We start from the raw sequence: 15,951 nt of genomic DNA on the forward strand, positions 1-15,951 counted from the left end.
CACGCTGCAGCGCTGCGTCATGCCGTCGGGTCAGGACGCAGCGCGCGCGCCATCGTGCCCACCAGGGCATCCCGCACCTGGGCGGGATTGGCATGCGGCGATCCCAGCAGGAACTGCGCCGAGATGCCGCGCAGCGCGCCAAGTATGACGATGGACTCCGCCACGGGGTCGACATCGGCCCGGATCTCCTGCTTGCGGATGCCGATGCGCAGATGCCCCTCGAAGTACGCCAGCGACGCGCAGTTGAACTGATCCAGCGCGACAGCGAGCGCCCCGCCCGAGACAAAGGCTTCGGTGAACATGATGTACAGCGCGCGGGTGGCGCAGTCGTGGCTCGCGGCCCGGTCGATGTAGAGCCCGACCACGCCGAGAATGGCATCGAGGCCCGGCCGCCACGGACCTGCGGCGTTTCGCGCCGCACGGAAATTCCTTCCGATCCGTCCCACCAGCGCCGTCAACAGGCCTTCCTTGTTGCCATAGTGGTGGGCCGGCAGGCCCCGGCTGTAACCCGCCCGTTCGCCGACCTCGCCCAGGGTCGTCCCCGTCACGCCTTTCTCGCTCACCAGTTCCATGGCGCTCTGGAGAATGCGGCGTTCCGCTTCTTCCCTGCGGTCGCTTTGCTTGCGGCGTTGCCTGGCGGGAGGCGCTTCGATTCCGGAGGGGCTGTCCATGTGACTGATAGGCGATCGTTTGAAACTTGCTTGTCAGCCAGGATGATACTTCAGGCGTGCCCCTGGTTCCTCCCCCACCTGTAGCGATCTCTACGCTATTGAAGCGCAGCGTACGGGCATCTAACATGCCGCCATGCCTGCCCTTGCCGTGTGCCTTGCCAAAGCCGGTGCCTTCGAGTCCGGCGCATGCTGTTTTTTTACGGCGTGGTCGTCACGGACTTCCCCTGGCTCAATGAGAAGACCGGGATACGGACGCCATTGCGATGCGCACACGTGAAGACCCGGCCATGACTGTCAGCAGAGGCTGGCTTGCACGCCTGGTCCTGCCCGCACGCGTTCATCCCGGCGCTTTGCCGCTTCTCGTCGGGCGCGCGCTGCGCGGGTTCTGTGACGGCTTTATCGCCGTGCTGTTGCCGGCGTACCTGCTGGCCCTCGGTTTCGCGCAACTGGCAGTGGGACTGGTCAGCAGCGCCACCCTGATCGGCTCGGCACTGGCGACGGTCCTGGTGGGCGTCATCGGCCATCGCTATCCGCAGCGCAGGCTGCTGGTGTCGGCGGCCGCGCTGATGGCCGCGACGGGCATAGGCTTCGCCGGGCTGTCCTCTCTCTGGCCGCTGTTGCTGGTCGCATTCGTAGGCACGCTCAACCCCAGTTCCGGCGACGTCAGCGTCTTCCTGCCGCTTGAGCATGCCGGTCTTGCCGATTCGGCCTCCCCCGATGCCCGCACTGCGCTGTTCGCCCGCTACAGCCTGACCGGGGCCCTCTGCGCCGCCATTGGCGCGCTGGCGGCGGCGCTGCCGGACTGGCTCGCGGCGCAGCTTGGGGTTCCTGTCCTCAGCGCGCTGCGCGCCATGTTCATTGTCTATGCCCTGACCGGTGCCGCACTCTGGATCCTCTATGCCCGCATGCCGGAGCCGCCAGCGCACCTGGCAACGACGAGAGTCCCGCTGGGACCGTCTCGCCGGATCGTTACCCGCCTTGCCCTGCTCTTCAGCGTCGACGCATTTGCCGGCGGCCTGGTGGTGAACTCTCTGCTAGCGCTCTGGTTGATGCAGCGCTTCAGCCTTTCCATTGGTGCCGCCGGGCAATTCTTCTTCTGGGCCGGGCTGCTAAGCGCCGGCTCCCAACTCGTGGCTGCGCCGCTGGCTCGCAGGTTCGGTTTGCTGAATACGATGGTGTTCACCCATATCCCATCCAGCCTCTGCCTGATCGCGGCCGCGTTCGCCCCCTCCCTGCCGGCGACGCTGGCGCTGTTGCTCGTACGCAGCGCGCTGTCGCAGATGGATGTACCGACCCGGACCGCCTATGTCATGGCCGTGGTGACGCCGCCCGAGCGGCCGGCGGCGGCAAGCCTGACCGCCGTGCCCAGGAGCCTGGCTGCCGCATTCGGCCCGACCCTGGCGGGCGCGCTGCTGGCCATGGGCTGGGTCGGGACGCCGCTGGTCGCCTGCGGCGTGCTCAAGATTGCCTACGACCTCGCACTCCTTGGTGCGTTCAGGCGGGTCAAGCCTCTCGATTAACGTGCTGAGCCGGCGCCATCGCGTAAAGATTCGATAGAGAAGCGTCGCGCCGGCGCAGCACCTCAGCCACCAGCAGCACCCATCACGATCGCCAGCGGCCAGAAAAAGTGCTCCTTGGTTCGCGTGCGCATGCTGATCGCCGGAATCTTTATGCGTTCTTTATACGCACCGGCCACCTTTCTACCCTGTTTTTACGACCCCGTCGCTAATCTGCAAGCCGAAACCATTCAAGGGTGCTTTGTTATGGACGGGATCTTTTTGATCGTATTGATTGGCTTCGCCGTGCTGAGCGCGGCCCTGCTGGGGCTTTGCGCCGTGCTTGCGCCGAAATCTCCGGCAGGCAGCGAGCCCGGCAGCCCGCATGACCAGATGCTGGCAAAGAACAGCGCGTCGGACAGGAGGCTGTGATGGGCTGGACGGATCTGTTGAGCGGCGTGCTGGCCATTGCCATTTTTGTTTACCTCCTCATTGCGTTGTTCCGGCCGGAGAAATTCTGATGTCCTCCCAATTCTTGGGCCTGCTGGTCCTCTATCTCGCCATCCTCCTGGCGTGCGCCCCTTTTCTCGGACGCTATATCCGGCGCGCTGTGGAAGACGGCGACTATTCGCTGACCGTCTGGGGCCGACCGCTGGAACGGCTGCTGTATCGCCTGGGCGGCGTGCGTGCCGATACCGGGATGGGATGGAAGCAGTACGCCGTCGCGGTGCTGGCGTTCAACCTGCTTGGCGTGGTGGCAGTCTATGCGCTGCAGCGCCTGCAGGGCATGCTTCCGCTCAATCCGCAGGGCTTTGGTGCGGTTGCGCCGGACTCGGCCTTCAACACGGCGATCAGCTTTGTCGCCAACACCAACTGGCAAGGCTATGCCGGCGAGTCGACCATGGGCTATCTGACGCAGATGCTCGCGCTCACCGTGCAGAACTTCCTGTCCGCGGCGACCGGCATCGCGGTGGTGTTCGCGCTGATGCGCGGATTTGCGCGCCAGAGCGCCGCCACCATCGGCAATTTCTGGGTCGACATGACGCGGGTCACGTTGTACGTGCTGGCGCCGATCGCGACCGTGATCGCGCTGGCGCTGGTCAGCCAGGGTGTGATCCAGAACTTCGATGCCTACAAGGAAGTCAGCCTCGTCACGCCGGTTGAGTACAGCCAGCCGAAGGTCGATGCGGCCGGGCAACCGGTGCTCGATGCACAAGGCAAGCCGGCGACGGAAGACCTGAAGACCGACAAGCAGACGCTGGCGATGGGACCGGTTGCCTCGCAGGAAGCCATCAAAATGCTGGGCACCAACGGCGGCGGCTTCTTCAATGCCAACTCGGCGCATCCGTTCGAGAACCCGAATGCCCTGGCCAACCTCCTAGAGATGCTGGCGATCTTCCTGATACCGGCGGCGCTGTGCTTCACCTTTGGCGAAATGGTCGGGGACAGGCGACAGGGTGTCGCGGTGCTGGCCTCCATGACGGTCATCTTTGTCGCGTTGGCCTGCGTGGCGGCGATGTCCGAGCAGATGGCCAGCCCGGCCCTGGCCGGATTGCCCGTGGATCACGCCGCGTCGCTGTTGCAGGCCGGCGGCAATATGGAAGGCAAGGAAACGCGCTTCGGAATCGCCGCTTCGGCACTGTTCGCCACCATCACGACCGCGGCGTCGTGCGGCGCGGTCAATGCCATGCATGACTCCTTCACCGCCATCGGTGGCCTGGTGCCGATGCTGCTGATGCAGCTGGGCGAGGTGGTGTTCGGCGGCGTCGGCTCGGGGCTGTACGGCATGCTGGTCTACGCCGTGCTCGCGGTGTTCATCGCCGGACTGATGATTGGGCGCACGCCGGAGTACCTCGGCAAGAAGATCGAAGTCTACGAAATGAAGATGACGGCCGTGGCGATCCTGGTCACGCCACTGCTGGTGCTGCTCGGCACGTCCGTGGCGGTGATGACCGAGGTGGGACGCGCCGGGGTGTTCAATCCCGGCACGCACGGCTTCTCGGAGATCCTGTACGCGCTCTCGTCGGCGGCCAACAACAATGGCAGCGCCTTTGCGGGCTTGTCTGCCAACACGCCGTTCTACAACACGCTGCTGGCGGCGGCCATGTGGTTTGGCCGGTTCTGGATCATCATCCCGGTCCTTGCGCTGGCGGGCTCGCTGGCAGCCAAGAAACGCGTGCCGGTGACCGGCGGCACGATGCCGACGCATGGCCCGCTGTTTGTCGTCCTGTTAGTGGGCACGGTGCTGCTGGTCGGGGCGCTGACCTATGTCCCGGCGCTGGCGCTGGGGCCGGTCGCCGAGCAGCTCCAGGGCGCGGTGACGGCAACCGCGGCGAAGTAAAGCGACGACTGACGACGAAATATCGGGCATTCCTACACGTCCGGCCCCTGCACTGCCTCACAGATGCAGGTGCCGGATGGCTCTAGCGGATTGCGGAGAAACCATGCAACAAGATTCGATGGCCCAAGTGGCCAAGCGCGGCGCCAACACAGCTGAAGCGTCATCCTCCAACACGCTTCAGGCGAAGAGCGCGCCGGTGTCCGACCGGCAACACGGTTCCCACCATCATCGCCCGCCGGCGCGCAGCATGTTCGCGCCGGAGCTGGTGAAGCCCGCGCTGGTCGCGGCCTTCAGGAAGTTGTCGCCGCGCGACCAGCTGCGCAACCCGGTGATGTTCGTGGTCTACGTGGGCAGCATCCTGACCACTATCCTTTTCCTGAAGGCAATGGCCGCGCCGGCAGCAACCCCGGGTGGAGAATCCGCGGGCTTCATTCTGGCGGTGTCGGTGTGGCTGTGGTTCACGGTGCTGTTCGCGAACTTCGCCGAGGCACTTGCCGAAGGCCGGAGCAAGCAACAGGCGGAGGCGCTGCGCGGTCTGAAGACCACGGTCACCGCACGTGTGCTGAAGGACGGCAAGCGTGGAGGTGCCACCGAAGCGCGCCCCGCGACGGCGCTGCGCCGCGGTGACGTGGTGCTGGTGCAGGCCGGCGAGATGATCCCCGGCGACGGCGAAGTGATCGACGGCGTGGCCTCGGTCGACGAAAGCGCCATCACCGGCGAATCAGCGCCGGTGATCCGCGAGTCGGGCGGCGACTTCTCGTCGGTGACCGGCGGTACGCGCGTGCTGTCCGACTGGATCGTGGCCCGCATCACGACCAACCCGGGCGAGAGTTTCATCGACCGCATGATCACGATGGTTGAAGGCGCCAAGCGGCAAAAGACACCGAACGAACTTGCCCTGACGATCCTGCTGGTCGGGCTGACCATCGTGCTGTTGCTGGCCACGGCCACGCTGCAGCCGTTCTCGCTCTACAGCGTCCTGGTGACGAAGGCTGGCGTGCCGGTCACGATCACGGTACTGGTGGCCCTGCTGGTTTGCCTGATTCCCACCACGATCGGCGGGCTGCTGTCAGCCATTGGCGTGGCGGGCATGAGCCGCATGATGGAAGCCAACGTGATTGCCACCTCGGGCCGTGCTGTCGAAGCCGCCGGTGACGTGGACGTGCTGCTGCTCGACAAGACCGGCACCATTACCCACGGCAACCGCCAGGCATCGCGCTTCATCCCGGCCCCGGGCGTGTCGCAGCTGCAACTCGCGGAAGCGGCATGGCTGTCGTCGCTGGCCGACGAGACGCCGGAAGGCCGCAGCATTATCACGCTGGCACGCCATCTGCCGGGGCTGACGGCGCCGGTGATGGCAAGCCAGAAGCCGGAATTCGTGCCGTTCAGCGCCCAGACCCGCATGAGCGGTGTTGACCTGAGCGATGGCGGCGGCGAGCGTCACGTGCGCAAGGGTGCGGCCGATGCCGTGCGCCGCTACGTCACGGAACGCGCCGGCAAGTTCCCCGATGCGGTCTTGCAAGCCGTGGATGAGGTCGCCCGCGTCGGCAGCACGCCGCTGGTGGTAGCCGACGCCAACGGCGATTCGGTGCGCGTTCTTGGCGTGATCGAACTGAAAGACATTGTCAAGACCGGCATTCGCGATCGCTTCGGCGAACTGCGCAAGATGGGCATCAAGACCGTGATGATCACCGGCGACAACCGGCTGACTGCGGCTTCGATTGCGGCGGAAGCCGGCGTTGACGACTTCCTGGCCGAAGCCACGCCGGAAGCCAAGCTCAAGCTGATCCGCCAGTACCAGGCCGATGGCCGGCTGGTCGCGATGACCGGCGACGGCACCAACGACGCCCCGGCACTCGCCCAGGCCGACGTGGCCGTGGCGATGAACAGCGGCACGCAGGCGGCCAAGGAAGCCGGCAACATGGTGGACCTGGACAGCAACCCGACCAAGCTGATCGAGATCGTCGAGATCGGCAAGCAGATGCTGATGACGCGCGGCTCGCTGACGACCTTCAGCGTGGCCAACGACATCGCCAAGTACTTCGCGATCATCCCGGCGGCGTTTGCCACCACCTATCCGCAGCTCAACCTGCTCAATGTGATGGGGCTCGCCACGCCGGCGTCGGCCATCATGTCGGCAGTGATCTTCAACGCGCTCATCATCGTCGTGCTGATCCCGCTTGCACTCAAGGGCGTGGTCTACCGGCCGCTGGGCGCGGCGGTGCTGCTGCGCCGCAACCTGCTGGTCTACGGTCTGGGCGGCATCCTGGTCCCGTTTGTTGGCATCAAACTGATCGACATGATCCTGGCCCTCTTTGGCTGGGTCTGATTTTCTCCTACGAATCGGAGCATTCATGAATACGCAAGTGCAGTCCCGCCAGCCGTCGCCGGCCCCCGTGCAAGGTGGCTTGTTGCGGCCAATGATGGTGGTGTTCGTTGGTCTTTCGCTGGTGACCGGGCTGCTGTATCCCGGCGTGATCACGGCAATCTCAAAAGCTGTGTTCCCGCATCAGGCCGGCGGCTCGCTCATTGAGAAGGATGGCAAGACAGTTGGCTCGGAACTGATCGGCCAGCCGTTCTCCGACCCGAAGTACTTCTGGGGCCGCCTGTCGGCCACGGCGCCAATGTCGTATAACGCCGCGGCTTCGGTGGGATCCAACCTGGGCCCCACCAATCCGGCGCTGACCGACGCCGCACGCGCGCGCATCGACGCGCTGCACGCCGCCGATCCGGACAACCAGGCCCCCGTGCCGGTGGACCTGGTCACGGCATCCGGCAGCGGGCTCGACCCGCACATCAGCCCTGCGGCCGCAGCGTACCAGGCGGCGCGCGTCGCGCGCGTCAGGGGGTTTCCGATCGAGCAGGTGAAGCAATTGATTGCGGCGAATACGGAAACGCCGCTAATGTCGGTCCTGGGCGACCCGGGAATCAACGTCCTGAAGTTGAACCTTGGATTGGATGCCATTGCACGGAAGTAACCCAGTGCCGGGACGCGGATGCGAAGCAGAACTGGTTAGCCAATGCCAGGATAGAGGGTGAGCCGACCGATGCCTGATGTCGAACTACGCGAAGCCGGCGCGCGCCCCGACCCCGATGCCCTGCTCCAGATGGTGCAGGAGGAAGGCGCTCGCGCCTCGCGCGGCAAGCTCAGGGTCTACTTTGGCGCTTCCGCCGGGGTCGGCAAGACCTTCGCCATGCTCACCGCAGCGCGGGCGGCGTCCGCGCAGGGCACCGATGTCGTCATCGGCATCGTGGAGACCCACGGCCGCGCGGAGACCGAAGCGCTGATCGCCGGTATCGAGCGCTTGCCAATGAAGGACGTGCCGTACCGCGAGCGGGTTCTGCAGGAGTTCGACCTGGACGCGGCGCTGGTCCGGCGACCGGCCCTGATCCTGGTTGACGAACTGGCCCATTCCAACGCACCGGGCAGCCGCCATCCCAAGCGGTGGCAGGATATCCAGGAACTGCAGGCCGCCGGGATCGACGTCTGGACCACGGTCAATGTGCAGCATCTGGACAGCCTGAACGAGGCGGTGGGCGGCATCACCGGCATCCGCGTCTGGGAAACCGTGCCGGACGTTGTCTTCGACAGCGCCGACGAAGTCGTGCTGGTGGACCTGCCGGCCGACGAGCTGCTGCGCCGGTTGAAGGAAGGCAAGGTCTATCTGCCGGAGCAGGCGCGACATGCGGCTCGCAATTTTTTTCGGAAAGGCAACCTGATCGCCCTGCGCGAGCTGGCGCTGCGCCGGACCGCCGACCGCGTGGACTCCGATGTCCGGGCATGGCGTCAGTCCGAAGCCGTGCAAGGCGTGTGGCGGACCCGGGAGGCCGTGCTGGCTTGCATTGGCAGTGGTGACGATGCCGAGCAGGTCGTCAGAAGTGCGCGCCGGCTTGCCGGCCAGCTCGACTGCGACTGGCATGTGGTGACCATCGCCACACCCAGGCTGGCACCCCCATCCGATTTCGCAAAGACGCGCCTGCAGACGGCCATGCGTCTCGCAGAGGAGTTGGGCGCACGCACTGAGACCCTGGCGGGCAACGACATGGTCCAGGCAATCGTGGGGTACGTGCGCCGCCACAACCTGACCAAGGTAGTCATCGGCCGGGCGCCGGCAGACTGGCGCCGCGGGGGCGCCTCCCTTGCTGAACGGGCCCGCGCCCTTCTCGGCCTGGCCTTGACGCCATTTGTGAACTCGCCGGCGTGGCTGTTCGGCCGCCGCAGTTTTGCCGATGCGCTGGCGATCGGGTGTCCGGAAATCGACATCATCCGCGTGGCGGCAGACACGACGCGGGTCGATCTTCGCCCGCGCCATGGCACTGAGGAGCCAGACGCCCCCGCGCCAGGCGACGGGGCCACGCGCAGAGACCATTTGTGGGCAGTGGTATGGTGTGCCGGTGCCACGGCGCTGTCGGCCCTGGCGTTTCCATGGTTCGACGTCGTCAACATTGCCATGCTGTTTCTGGCGGCGGTGGTCGGCGTCGCGCTTCGTCATGGCCGCGGACCGGCGGCGCTGGCTTCGGTGTTGGCCGTTGCCGCTTTCGACTTCTTCTTCGTACCGCCGCGGCTGTCGTTCGCCGTCAGCGATGTGCAGTATTTGCTCACGTTCCTGGTGCTGCTATCCGTGGGGCTGGTCATCGGGCAACTGACGGCCGGTTTGCGCGAACAGGCGCAGGTGGCGGTGCAGCGCGAGAACGATGCTCGCACGCTGTACGAACTGGCCCGGGAACTCTCCGCGGCGCTGATGCCGGACCAGATTATTTCGATCGCCAGCCGTTTCCTGCGTGCTGCCTTCGATGCCAATTCAGCCTTCTTCCTGGTTTCCCCGGAGGGCCGCTTGCTGCCGCCCGTGTCTGATGTCGAGCAGCATGACACCGGGGCGCGAACCGACTCGATCGACCGTGTACTGGCAGAGTGGGTATTCGATCACGGCCAGCCGGCCGGCACCGGCACGCATACCTTGCCAGGCAGCACCGTGCTGTATCTGCCATTGAAGGCGCCGATGCAAACCCGTGGCGTGCTGGCGGTCGAGCCTGCGGTGTCGCGCGCCTTTGCGCAACCTGCGCTACGGCGCCAGGTCGATGTGTTCTGCACGCTGATCGCGATCGCCATCGAGCGCTTGCATTACGTCGAAGTGGCGCAGCAGGCCTTGCTGTCGATGGAGTCAGAGCGCCTGCGCAGCTCATTGCTGGCCGCTGTCTCCCATGACCTGCGAACCCCGCTGACAAGCCTGATCGGCATGGCGGAAACCATGCAGCGTAGCGATCTCGGGCTGGCGCCGTCACTGGCCGAGACCGTGGCCGCCATGCTGGAACAGGCCAAACGCATGCGGACCATGGTGGTGAATCTGCTGGACATGGCCAAGCTTCAGGGCCGGGAAGTCCGGATGAGCAAGGAATGGCAATCGGTGGAGGAACTCGTTGGCGCCAGCCTGGCTGCCATGCGCGAGGCGCTCGAGCACCACCGCGTGGTTGTCGCCGACTTGTCCAGGGTACCCCTGGTCGAATGCGACGCCGTGCTGATCGAGCGCGTGCTGTGCAACCTGCTGGAAAATGCCGCCAAATACACGCCTGCCGGCACAGAGATCCGGCTTTCGGCCGCGGCTGTCGACGGCGAGATCAGAATTGCGGTAGAGGATGATGGCCCGGGCGTGCCCAAGGGCAAGGAACGGCAGATCTTCGAGAAATTCACGCGCGGTGAGCGCGAATCCGCGACCGCGGGCGTCGGCCTGGGCCTCGCCGTATGCGAGGCAATCGTGCAAGCCCATGGGGGGCGCATCTGGGTGGAACCCGCGCAACGGCCAGACCGGCCCGGCGGCCAGGCAGGCGCGCGCTTCCTGGTAGCGTTGCCGCGTGGAAATCCGCCAGCGGTGGAGCCGGAGCAGACTGATGCCATTTGATTTTTCCCCGACAGTCTTGCTGGTTGAGGATGAGCCGCATATCCGGCGCTTTGTCCGCTCGACGCTGGAGTCCGAAGGCTGCATGGTGCACGAGGCAGAATCGCTCAAGCGCGGACTGATCGAGGCGGGCACCCGGCAACCGGACCTCGTCATTCTCGACCTGGGCTTGCCGGACGGAGACGGGGTGCAATTGATCAGCGAGATCCGTACGTGGACTGACGTACCGGTGCTGGTCCTGTCGGCACGCAGTGGAGAGGCCGACAAGATCGGTGCGCTGGATGCCGGCGCGGATGACTACCTGACCAAGCCCTTTGGCGTCGGCGAACTGGTCGCGCGCCTGCGCGTGCTGCTGCGCCGGCATGCCAGGGCCAACGCCCAGGGCTCCCACCAGATCCTGTTCGGCGACGTGCAGGTTGACCTGGCCAGCCGCGTCGTCACCCGCTCGGGACAGGCCGTGCATCTGACGCCGATCGAGTATCGTCTCCTGGCGGTCCTGATCGCGCACCGCGGCAAGGTGATGACGCACCGGGAATTGCTGCGGGAGGTGTGGGGCCCCTCTCAGGCCGAAAGCAGCCAGTACCTGCGCGTCTATATGGGACATCTGCGGCACAAGCTCGAAGCAGACCCGGCGCGGCCCGCTTACCTGCTGACGGAAATCGGGCTGGGCTACCGCTTTGCCGGATAACGCTGAAAACCAAGCGCATTGATTGGATTTGTACGCGGGCGCTGCGGCTTTTGATACCGTTTTTACGCGTCAGGCCATATCGTGGCGAGGCTCCCTGCAACGGGGATTCCTTCAACTTTCGTCACAACAACAATGACTGACCTGCGCCATACCGCGGCCGCGCTGCTCGCCTGTTCCGCATCTTCCATCCTCATCTTCGCTGCCATGCCGGCCATGGCGCAATCCCAGCCTGACGCCGAGGCGCCTGCAGCGGCTCCGGCCACTGCCGCAGCCGGGCCGGCATCGCCGCATACGTTCACTGCCAACGTGTCGCTGGTCTCGGACTACCGTTACCGCGGCATCAGCCAGACCAACCTGCGGCCCGCGATCCAGGGGGGCTTTGACTATGCGCACGAAAGCGGCTTCTACGTGGGCAACTGGAACTCCAGCATCAGCTGGCTCGAGGATGCCAACCCGGCGGTGTCGGCGCCGGTCGAAATGGATTTCTACGGCGGCTTCAAGAACACCTTCAAGGTTGCCGGCACCGAATTCAACTATGACGTGGGCGTGCTCCAGTACTACTACCCGGGCGGCTACAACAACCCGCGTCCCTACACCACGGAACTGTATGCCGGTATCGGCTGGGGCCCGGTATTCCTGAAGTACTCGCATGCCGTGACCAACCTGTTCGGCTTCAACGACAGCAAGAACAGCTACTACGTCGACCTGACGGCCAACGTGCCGCTGAACTTCTGGCACCTGACCCTGAACGCGCACGTGGGCTACCAGGGCGTGACGCACTTCAGCGACGCCTCGTACACAGACTGGAAGATCGGACTGACCAAGGACCTGGGCAAGGGCTTTGCGCTGGCGGTGGCCTACGTGGACACCAACGCCAAGGAATCGGCCTACACCAGTGCCAACCGGGGCCGCTATCTGGGCAAGGCTGCGGCCTGGGCTTCGCTGACGAAGACGTTCTGAGCGCGAGCGCTTTGCCAGCGTCGCTGGTTTTGATGCGGATTTAACGCCAAAGCCCAACATCCTTGCATCAAATTTAGACGGCGCTGGCTAGCATAAAGCCATGTCCAACACGCGACCCGCTACCGCGCGGGTCCATCCAATCATGCGACAGTCAAGCCTGGCCGTTGATACCGTTCCCCGACGTACCGCCCTGCGCAGCAGCAAGGCCACCATGCCCGCGCTGCGCGCGGTCCCCCAGCCGGCACCGGTCTGGATCCGCATGCGTCTCGCGGTGGCATCCACCGAGGTGTTCGGCCTGCGCCAGACCATGTGCAGGGCGCTCGGTGAACTGGCCCGCGTCTATGTGGTGAATGTGGACTACCGGCACGGCGAAACCACGCTGCACGTGGAGATCGCGCGCACGGACCGCGACGCGGCCATGCATGCCATCATGACGGCATTTCCGGCGGCGGAGTTCGGCGTCACTACAGCCCTGGGAGACGGCTATGTGGCGCACTGAGGAAGAGAGCTTCTCCGGTGCCGCCGTTCACGCCTGCACCAGTATCGCAGCGATTTCCCGCCAGTCGCCATGGGGCATCTGGGTGCCCATGGTCACGCCGATGCGTGCCGGCTCGCTGGACCTGCCGGGGGCCGCCAGGCTGGCTGAGCGCTACCTCGAGGCTGGCGTGAACGGCCTGATCATATTGGGCACGACCGGCGAGGGAAGCCTGCTCTCCACGCACGAGCGGCAAGTCTTCACGGCGGCAGTGCTCGAGGCCGTCCATGGCGAGCTGCCGGTGATGGCTGGCGTCGGAGCGGTCGATACCCGCGCGGTGTGCGCGCAAGTTGCCGAACTGGACGCCTTTGATCTTGCCGGCTACCTGGTGCCGCCGCCCTGCTACCTGCGGCCCTCCGATGAGGGCATCGTGTGGCATTTCAATGAGGTGGCGCGCGCAACCGAACGCCCCCTGATGCTGTACAACGTGCCGAAGCGAACTGGCTGTGCGATGTCGCCGGCGCTCATCCGATCGCTGCTTGCGCACCCGCAGATCTCGGCGGTCAAGGAGTGTGACGCCGGCAATCTCCGGGCACTTGTCAACGATCCGCATGTCACCGTGCTGTGCGGTGAGGACGCGGCCCTGTTGGATCACCTGCTTGCAGGTGGCGCCGGCGTGATCGCCGCGTCCTCGCATATTCGTCCGGACCTGTTCGTGCGCCTGCTGCATCTGGCGCAGACAGGCCGCTTGCGCGCGGCCCGCGCCTTGTTCGCCAAGCTCGCGCCGTTGATCTCGCTCATGTTCGCCGAGCCGAATCCGGCACCGGTGAAAGCTGCGCTGGCGCTATCCGGCGTGATTTCCCCGGAAACCCGACTGCCATTGCAGCGGGCAAGTCCCGCGTTGGTCCAGAGGCTGGAAGAGGCCATGGCTCTTCTTCCTCCGCTTTCCGCGGCGCGGGATGAGCATCTGGCGGCATAAAGGGCTAGCCATCCTTGCCTTTCGGCCTCTCCGGCGGCATCGCGTCGCGGCCAGCGCCTGATATGTGTTTGTCTGGCCAACAGCGTCATGAAATGAGTTGGCCCGCGCCCAACACATAGTCTGCCTGACGGGGATCGGAAAGTGCCGGCATTCCATGAAAAACCTTTGTTTTTCAAGAAGTTATGGATCTTATTGCAGCACCCTCCCGGGTCTGGCACGCCCCATGCTCTATACCCTTCGAGCGCAACAACGTGCTCCCCCAACCGAACCCAAGGAGACTTACCATGCAATCGACCCTCATGATCAAGGACCTGCCGCTCGACCAGGAACTGGACGGAAAGACCATGTCCGCCGTGCGCGGCGGCCACGCCGTCTCTGTTGTCGGCGGCAACGCCCAGAACGTCGTCGGCGGCGGCGGCTTTGCCAGCCCGACCATCGGCTTGCAGGTCGGCGCGACCGTGAACACGATCGACGCCAGCTCGCACCTCAGCCTGAAGATCCCCACCCTGCAGAACTTCGGCAACGGCACCCAGGTGGCCACGCTGTAACAACGCTGCATGCGGGAGGCCCGCCGAGGCGGGACTCCCCTTCAACCGAATCCCCAAGGAGACTTACCATGCAATCGACCCTCATGATCAAGGACCTGCCGTTCGACCAGGAACTGGACGGCAAGACCATGTCCGCTGTGCGCGGTGGCAGCGCCTACTCGCTTGTCGGCGGCAACTATCAGAACGTCGTCGGCGGCGGCGGCTTTGCCAGCCCGACCATCGGCTTGCAGGTCGGGCCGACCGTGAACACGATCGACGCCAGCTCGCACCTCAGCCTGAAGATGCCCACCATGCAGAACTTCGGCAACGGCACCCAGGTGGCTGCGCTGTAACGGGACCGAGGTGCGTCGCCCCCGCTTCAACGGGTGGCGACGCAACTTGGAGTCCGCAGCGGAAGATACAACCTACGGTATTCCAGTCCGGAGCCCGTAGCACTTGCCGGCCTTGGCAAGCACTCGACAGGTTTTCAGCAGTCTGAACCCGCCCTATTCTGGGCGGTTTTTTTTCTTCGCCGGACCTTGGGGCCGCGCTTCGAGCGCGGCCATTTGCGTGCCATCACGGCGGCGGCCATCTCGCATCAGTGGCGCGCTCGCCGGCCACCAGGCCGCACAAATCGCGCGCGTCCAGGCAGAGAGCTGACCCACCGAAGCCCGGTGTCATTGGCTTCAAGGCGGCTTGGCTCGACGCAGTCAGTTCTCGGGGGCAACTGTATTCGTTGGACCAACAGTGCCGTGAAATGAGTTGGCCTACGCCCAACACCAACCCTGACAAATTTTCGCCCGACGGATCTCAGAAGGCACCAAGATTCCATGAAAAATCCTTTATTTTCAATATGTTAGTCAGCTAACTGCAGCGCCCTCCCGGGCCTGGCACGGCCCATGCTCTATACCCTTCGAGCGCAACAAACGTGCTCCCCCAACCGAACCCCAGGAGACTCACCATGCAATCGACCCTCATGATCAAGGATCTGCCGCTCGACCAGGAACTCGACGGCAAGACCATGTCCGCTGTGCGCGGCGGCCACGCCTTCTCTCTTGTCGGCGGCAACTTTCAGAACGTCATCGGCGGCGGCGGCTTTGCCAGCCCGACCATCGGCGTGCAGATCGGGCCGATCGTGAACACCATCGACGCGAGCACACACCTCAACCTGAAGCTTCCCACCCTGCAGAACTTTGGCAACGGCACCCAGATGGTCGCGCTGTAACGCTGCATGCGGGAGTCCCGCCGACGCGGGACTCTCCTCAACCGAACCCCCAAGGAGACTCACCATGCAATCGACCCTCATGATCAAGGACCTGCCGCTGGACCAGGAACTCGACGGCAAGACCATGTCCGCTGTGCGCGGCGGCCACGCCTACTCTGTTGTCGGCGGCAACGCCCAGAACGTCGTCGGCGGCGGCGGCTTTGCCAGCCCAACCATCGGCCTGCAGGTCGGGCCGACCGTGAACACGATCGATGCGAGCACGCACCTCAGCTTGAAGATCCCCACCCTGCAGAACTTCGGCAACGGCACCCAGGTGGCCACGCTGTAACAACGCTGCATGCGGGAGGCCCGCCGAGGCGGGACTCCCCTCAACCGAACCCCCAAGGAGACTTACCATGCAATCGACCCTCATGATCAAGGACCTGCCGTTCGACCAGGAACTGGACGGCAAGACCATGTCCGCTGTGCGCGGTGGCAGCGCCTACTCGCTTGTCGGCGGCAACTATCAGAACGTCGTCGGCGGCGGCGGCTTTGCCAGCCCGACCATCGGCTTGCAGGTCGGGCCGACCGTGAACACGATCGACGCCAGCTCGCACCTCAGCCTGAAGATCCCCACCATGCAGAACTTCGGCAACGGCACCCAGGTGGCCACGCTGTAACAACGCTGCATGCGGGAGGCCCGCCGAGGCGGGACT

17 protein-coding genes are annotated in these 15,951 nt (G+C 65.0%); 16 read left to right on the top strand and 1 reads right to left on the bottom strand.

Annotated features, from left to right (window positions below; all coding sequences use genetic code 11):
- Positions 1-17: 17 nt before the first annotated feature.
- Complete coding sequence (locus AC3WL8_RS19865; protein WP_211981068.1) at positions 18-671, bottom strand: TetR/AcrR family transcriptional regulator; 654 nt, start codon at positions 669-671, stop codon at positions 18-20.
- A gap of 263 nt (positions 672-934) precedes the next feature.
- On the opposite strand from AC3WL8_RS19865, the gene AC3WL8_RS19870 reads away from it, so the two are divergent.
- The 16 genes from AC3WL8_RS19870 to AC3WL8_RS19945 all read left to right on the top strand — a co-directional run bounded on the left by AC3WL8_RS19870 (position 935) and on the right by AC3WL8_RS19945 (position 15,915).
- A complete protein-coding gene (locus tag AC3WL8_RS19870; RefSeq protein ID WP_041228583.1) occupies positions 935-2,191 on the top strand; it encodes an MFS transporter in 1,257 nt (418 codons plus the stop codon).
- Between the two features lie 129 nt (positions 2,192-2,320).
- Positions 2,321-2,599 carry a hypothetical protein gene (locus AC3WL8_RS19875; RefSeq protein WP_041228582.1) on the top strand — a complete coding sequence of 93 codons (279 nt, stop codon included), beginning with the start codon at positions 2,321-2,323 and terminating at the stop codon, positions 2,597-2,599.
- Positions 2,599-2,688, top strand: coding sequence for a K(+)-transporting ATPase subunit F (kdpF, locus tag AC3WL8_RS19880; protein ID WP_018309472.1), 90 nt, complete (start codon positions 2,599-2,601; stop codon positions 2,686-2,688). The genes AC3WL8_RS19875 and kdpF overlap by 1 nt, the downstream gene beginning before the upstream one ends.
- Entirely contained in the window at positions 2,688-4,508 is a 1,821-nt protein-coding gene (kdpA, locus tag AC3WL8_RS19885; protein ID WP_013952534.1) for a potassium-transporting ATPase subunit KdpA, read from the top strand. The genes kdpF and kdpA overlap by 1 nt, the downstream gene beginning before the upstream one ends.
- A gap of 103 nt (positions 4,509-4,611) precedes the next feature.
- On the top strand, positions 4,612-6,837 hold the full coding sequence (kdpB, locus tag AC3WL8_RS19890) for a potassium-transporting ATPase subunit KdpB (protein ID WP_211981066.1): 2,226 nt from the start codon (positions 4,612-4,614) through the stop codon (positions 6,835-6,837).
- A 25-nt stretch (positions 6,838-6,862) separates the two neighbouring features.
- Positions 6,863-7,486 carry a potassium-transporting ATPase subunit KdpC gene (kdpC, locus tag AC3WL8_RS19895; protein WP_211981064.1) on the top strand — a complete coding sequence of 208 codons (624 nt, stop codon included), beginning with the start codon at positions 6,863-6,865 and terminating at the stop codon, positions 7,484-7,486.
- A gap of 69 nt (positions 7,487-7,555) precedes the next feature.
- Entirely contained in the window at positions 7,556-10,405 is a 2,850-nt protein-coding gene (locus AC3WL8_RS19900; protein ID WP_013952531.1) for a DUF4118 domain-containing protein, read from the top strand.
- Positions 10,395-11,090: a two-component system response regulator KdpE gene (gene kdpE, locus AC3WL8_RS19905; RefSeq protein WP_211981062.1), complete on the top strand. Its 696-nt coding sequence runs from the start codon at positions 10,395-10,397 to the stop codon at positions 11,088-11,090. The genes AC3WL8_RS19900 and kdpE overlap by 11 nt, the downstream gene beginning before the upstream one ends.
- Positions 11,091-11,222: 132 nt before the next feature.
- On the top strand, positions 11,223-12,050 hold the full coding sequence (locus tag AC3WL8_RS19910; protein WP_211981052.1) for a TorF family putative porin: 828 nt from the start codon (positions 11,223-11,225) through the stop codon (positions 12,048-12,050).
- 142 nt (positions 12,051-12,192) lie between these two features.
- A complete protein-coding gene (locus tag AC3WL8_RS19915) occupies positions 12,193-12,549 on the top strand; it encodes a hypothetical protein (RefSeq protein WP_013952528.1) in 357 nt (118 codons plus the stop codon).
- Positions 12,536-13,504 (top strand): 4-hydroxy-tetrahydrodipicolinate synthase, encoded by a 969-nt coding sequence (gene dapA, locus AC3WL8_RS19920; protein ID WP_492378677.1) that lies wholly within the window; start codon positions 12,536-12,538, stop codon positions 13,502-13,504. Before AC3WL8_RS19915 ends, dapA begins: the two co-directional genes overlap by 14 nt.
- Before the next feature lie 284 nt (positions 13,505-13,788).
- The gene (locus AC3WL8_RS19925) at positions 13,789-14,052 is read left to right on the top strand and encodes a hypothetical protein (protein WP_013952526.1); all 264 of its coding nucleotides are present in this window, start codon (positions 13,789-13,791) and stop codon (positions 14,050-14,052) included.
- Between the two features lie 68 nt (positions 14,053-14,120).
- Positions 14,121-14,384, top strand: coding sequence for a hypothetical protein (locus tag AC3WL8_RS19930; protein WP_041228579.1), 264 nt, complete (start codon positions 14,121-14,123; stop codon positions 14,382-14,384).
- Between the two features lie 608 nt (positions 14,385-14,992).
- Complete coding sequence (locus tag AC3WL8_RS19935; protein WP_153957110.1) at positions 14,993-15,256, top strand: hypothetical protein; 264 nt, start codon at positions 14,993-14,995, stop codon at positions 15,254-15,256.
- A gap of 64 nt (positions 15,257-15,320) precedes the next feature.
- Positions 15,321-15,584 (top strand): hypothetical protein, encoded by a 264-nt coding sequence (locus AC3WL8_RS19940; protein ID WP_114134388.1) that lies wholly within the window; start codon positions 15,321-15,323, stop codon positions 15,582-15,584.
- 67 nt (positions 15,585-15,651) lie between these two features.
- On the top strand, positions 15,652-15,915 hold the full coding sequence (locus AC3WL8_RS19945; protein ID WP_492378678.1) for a hypothetical protein: 264 nt from the start codon (positions 15,652-15,654) through the stop codon (positions 15,913-15,915).
- Positions 15,916-15,951: the final 36 nt, after the last annotated feature.

The organism is Cupriavidus sp. FW305-F7 (assembly GCF_058782875.1).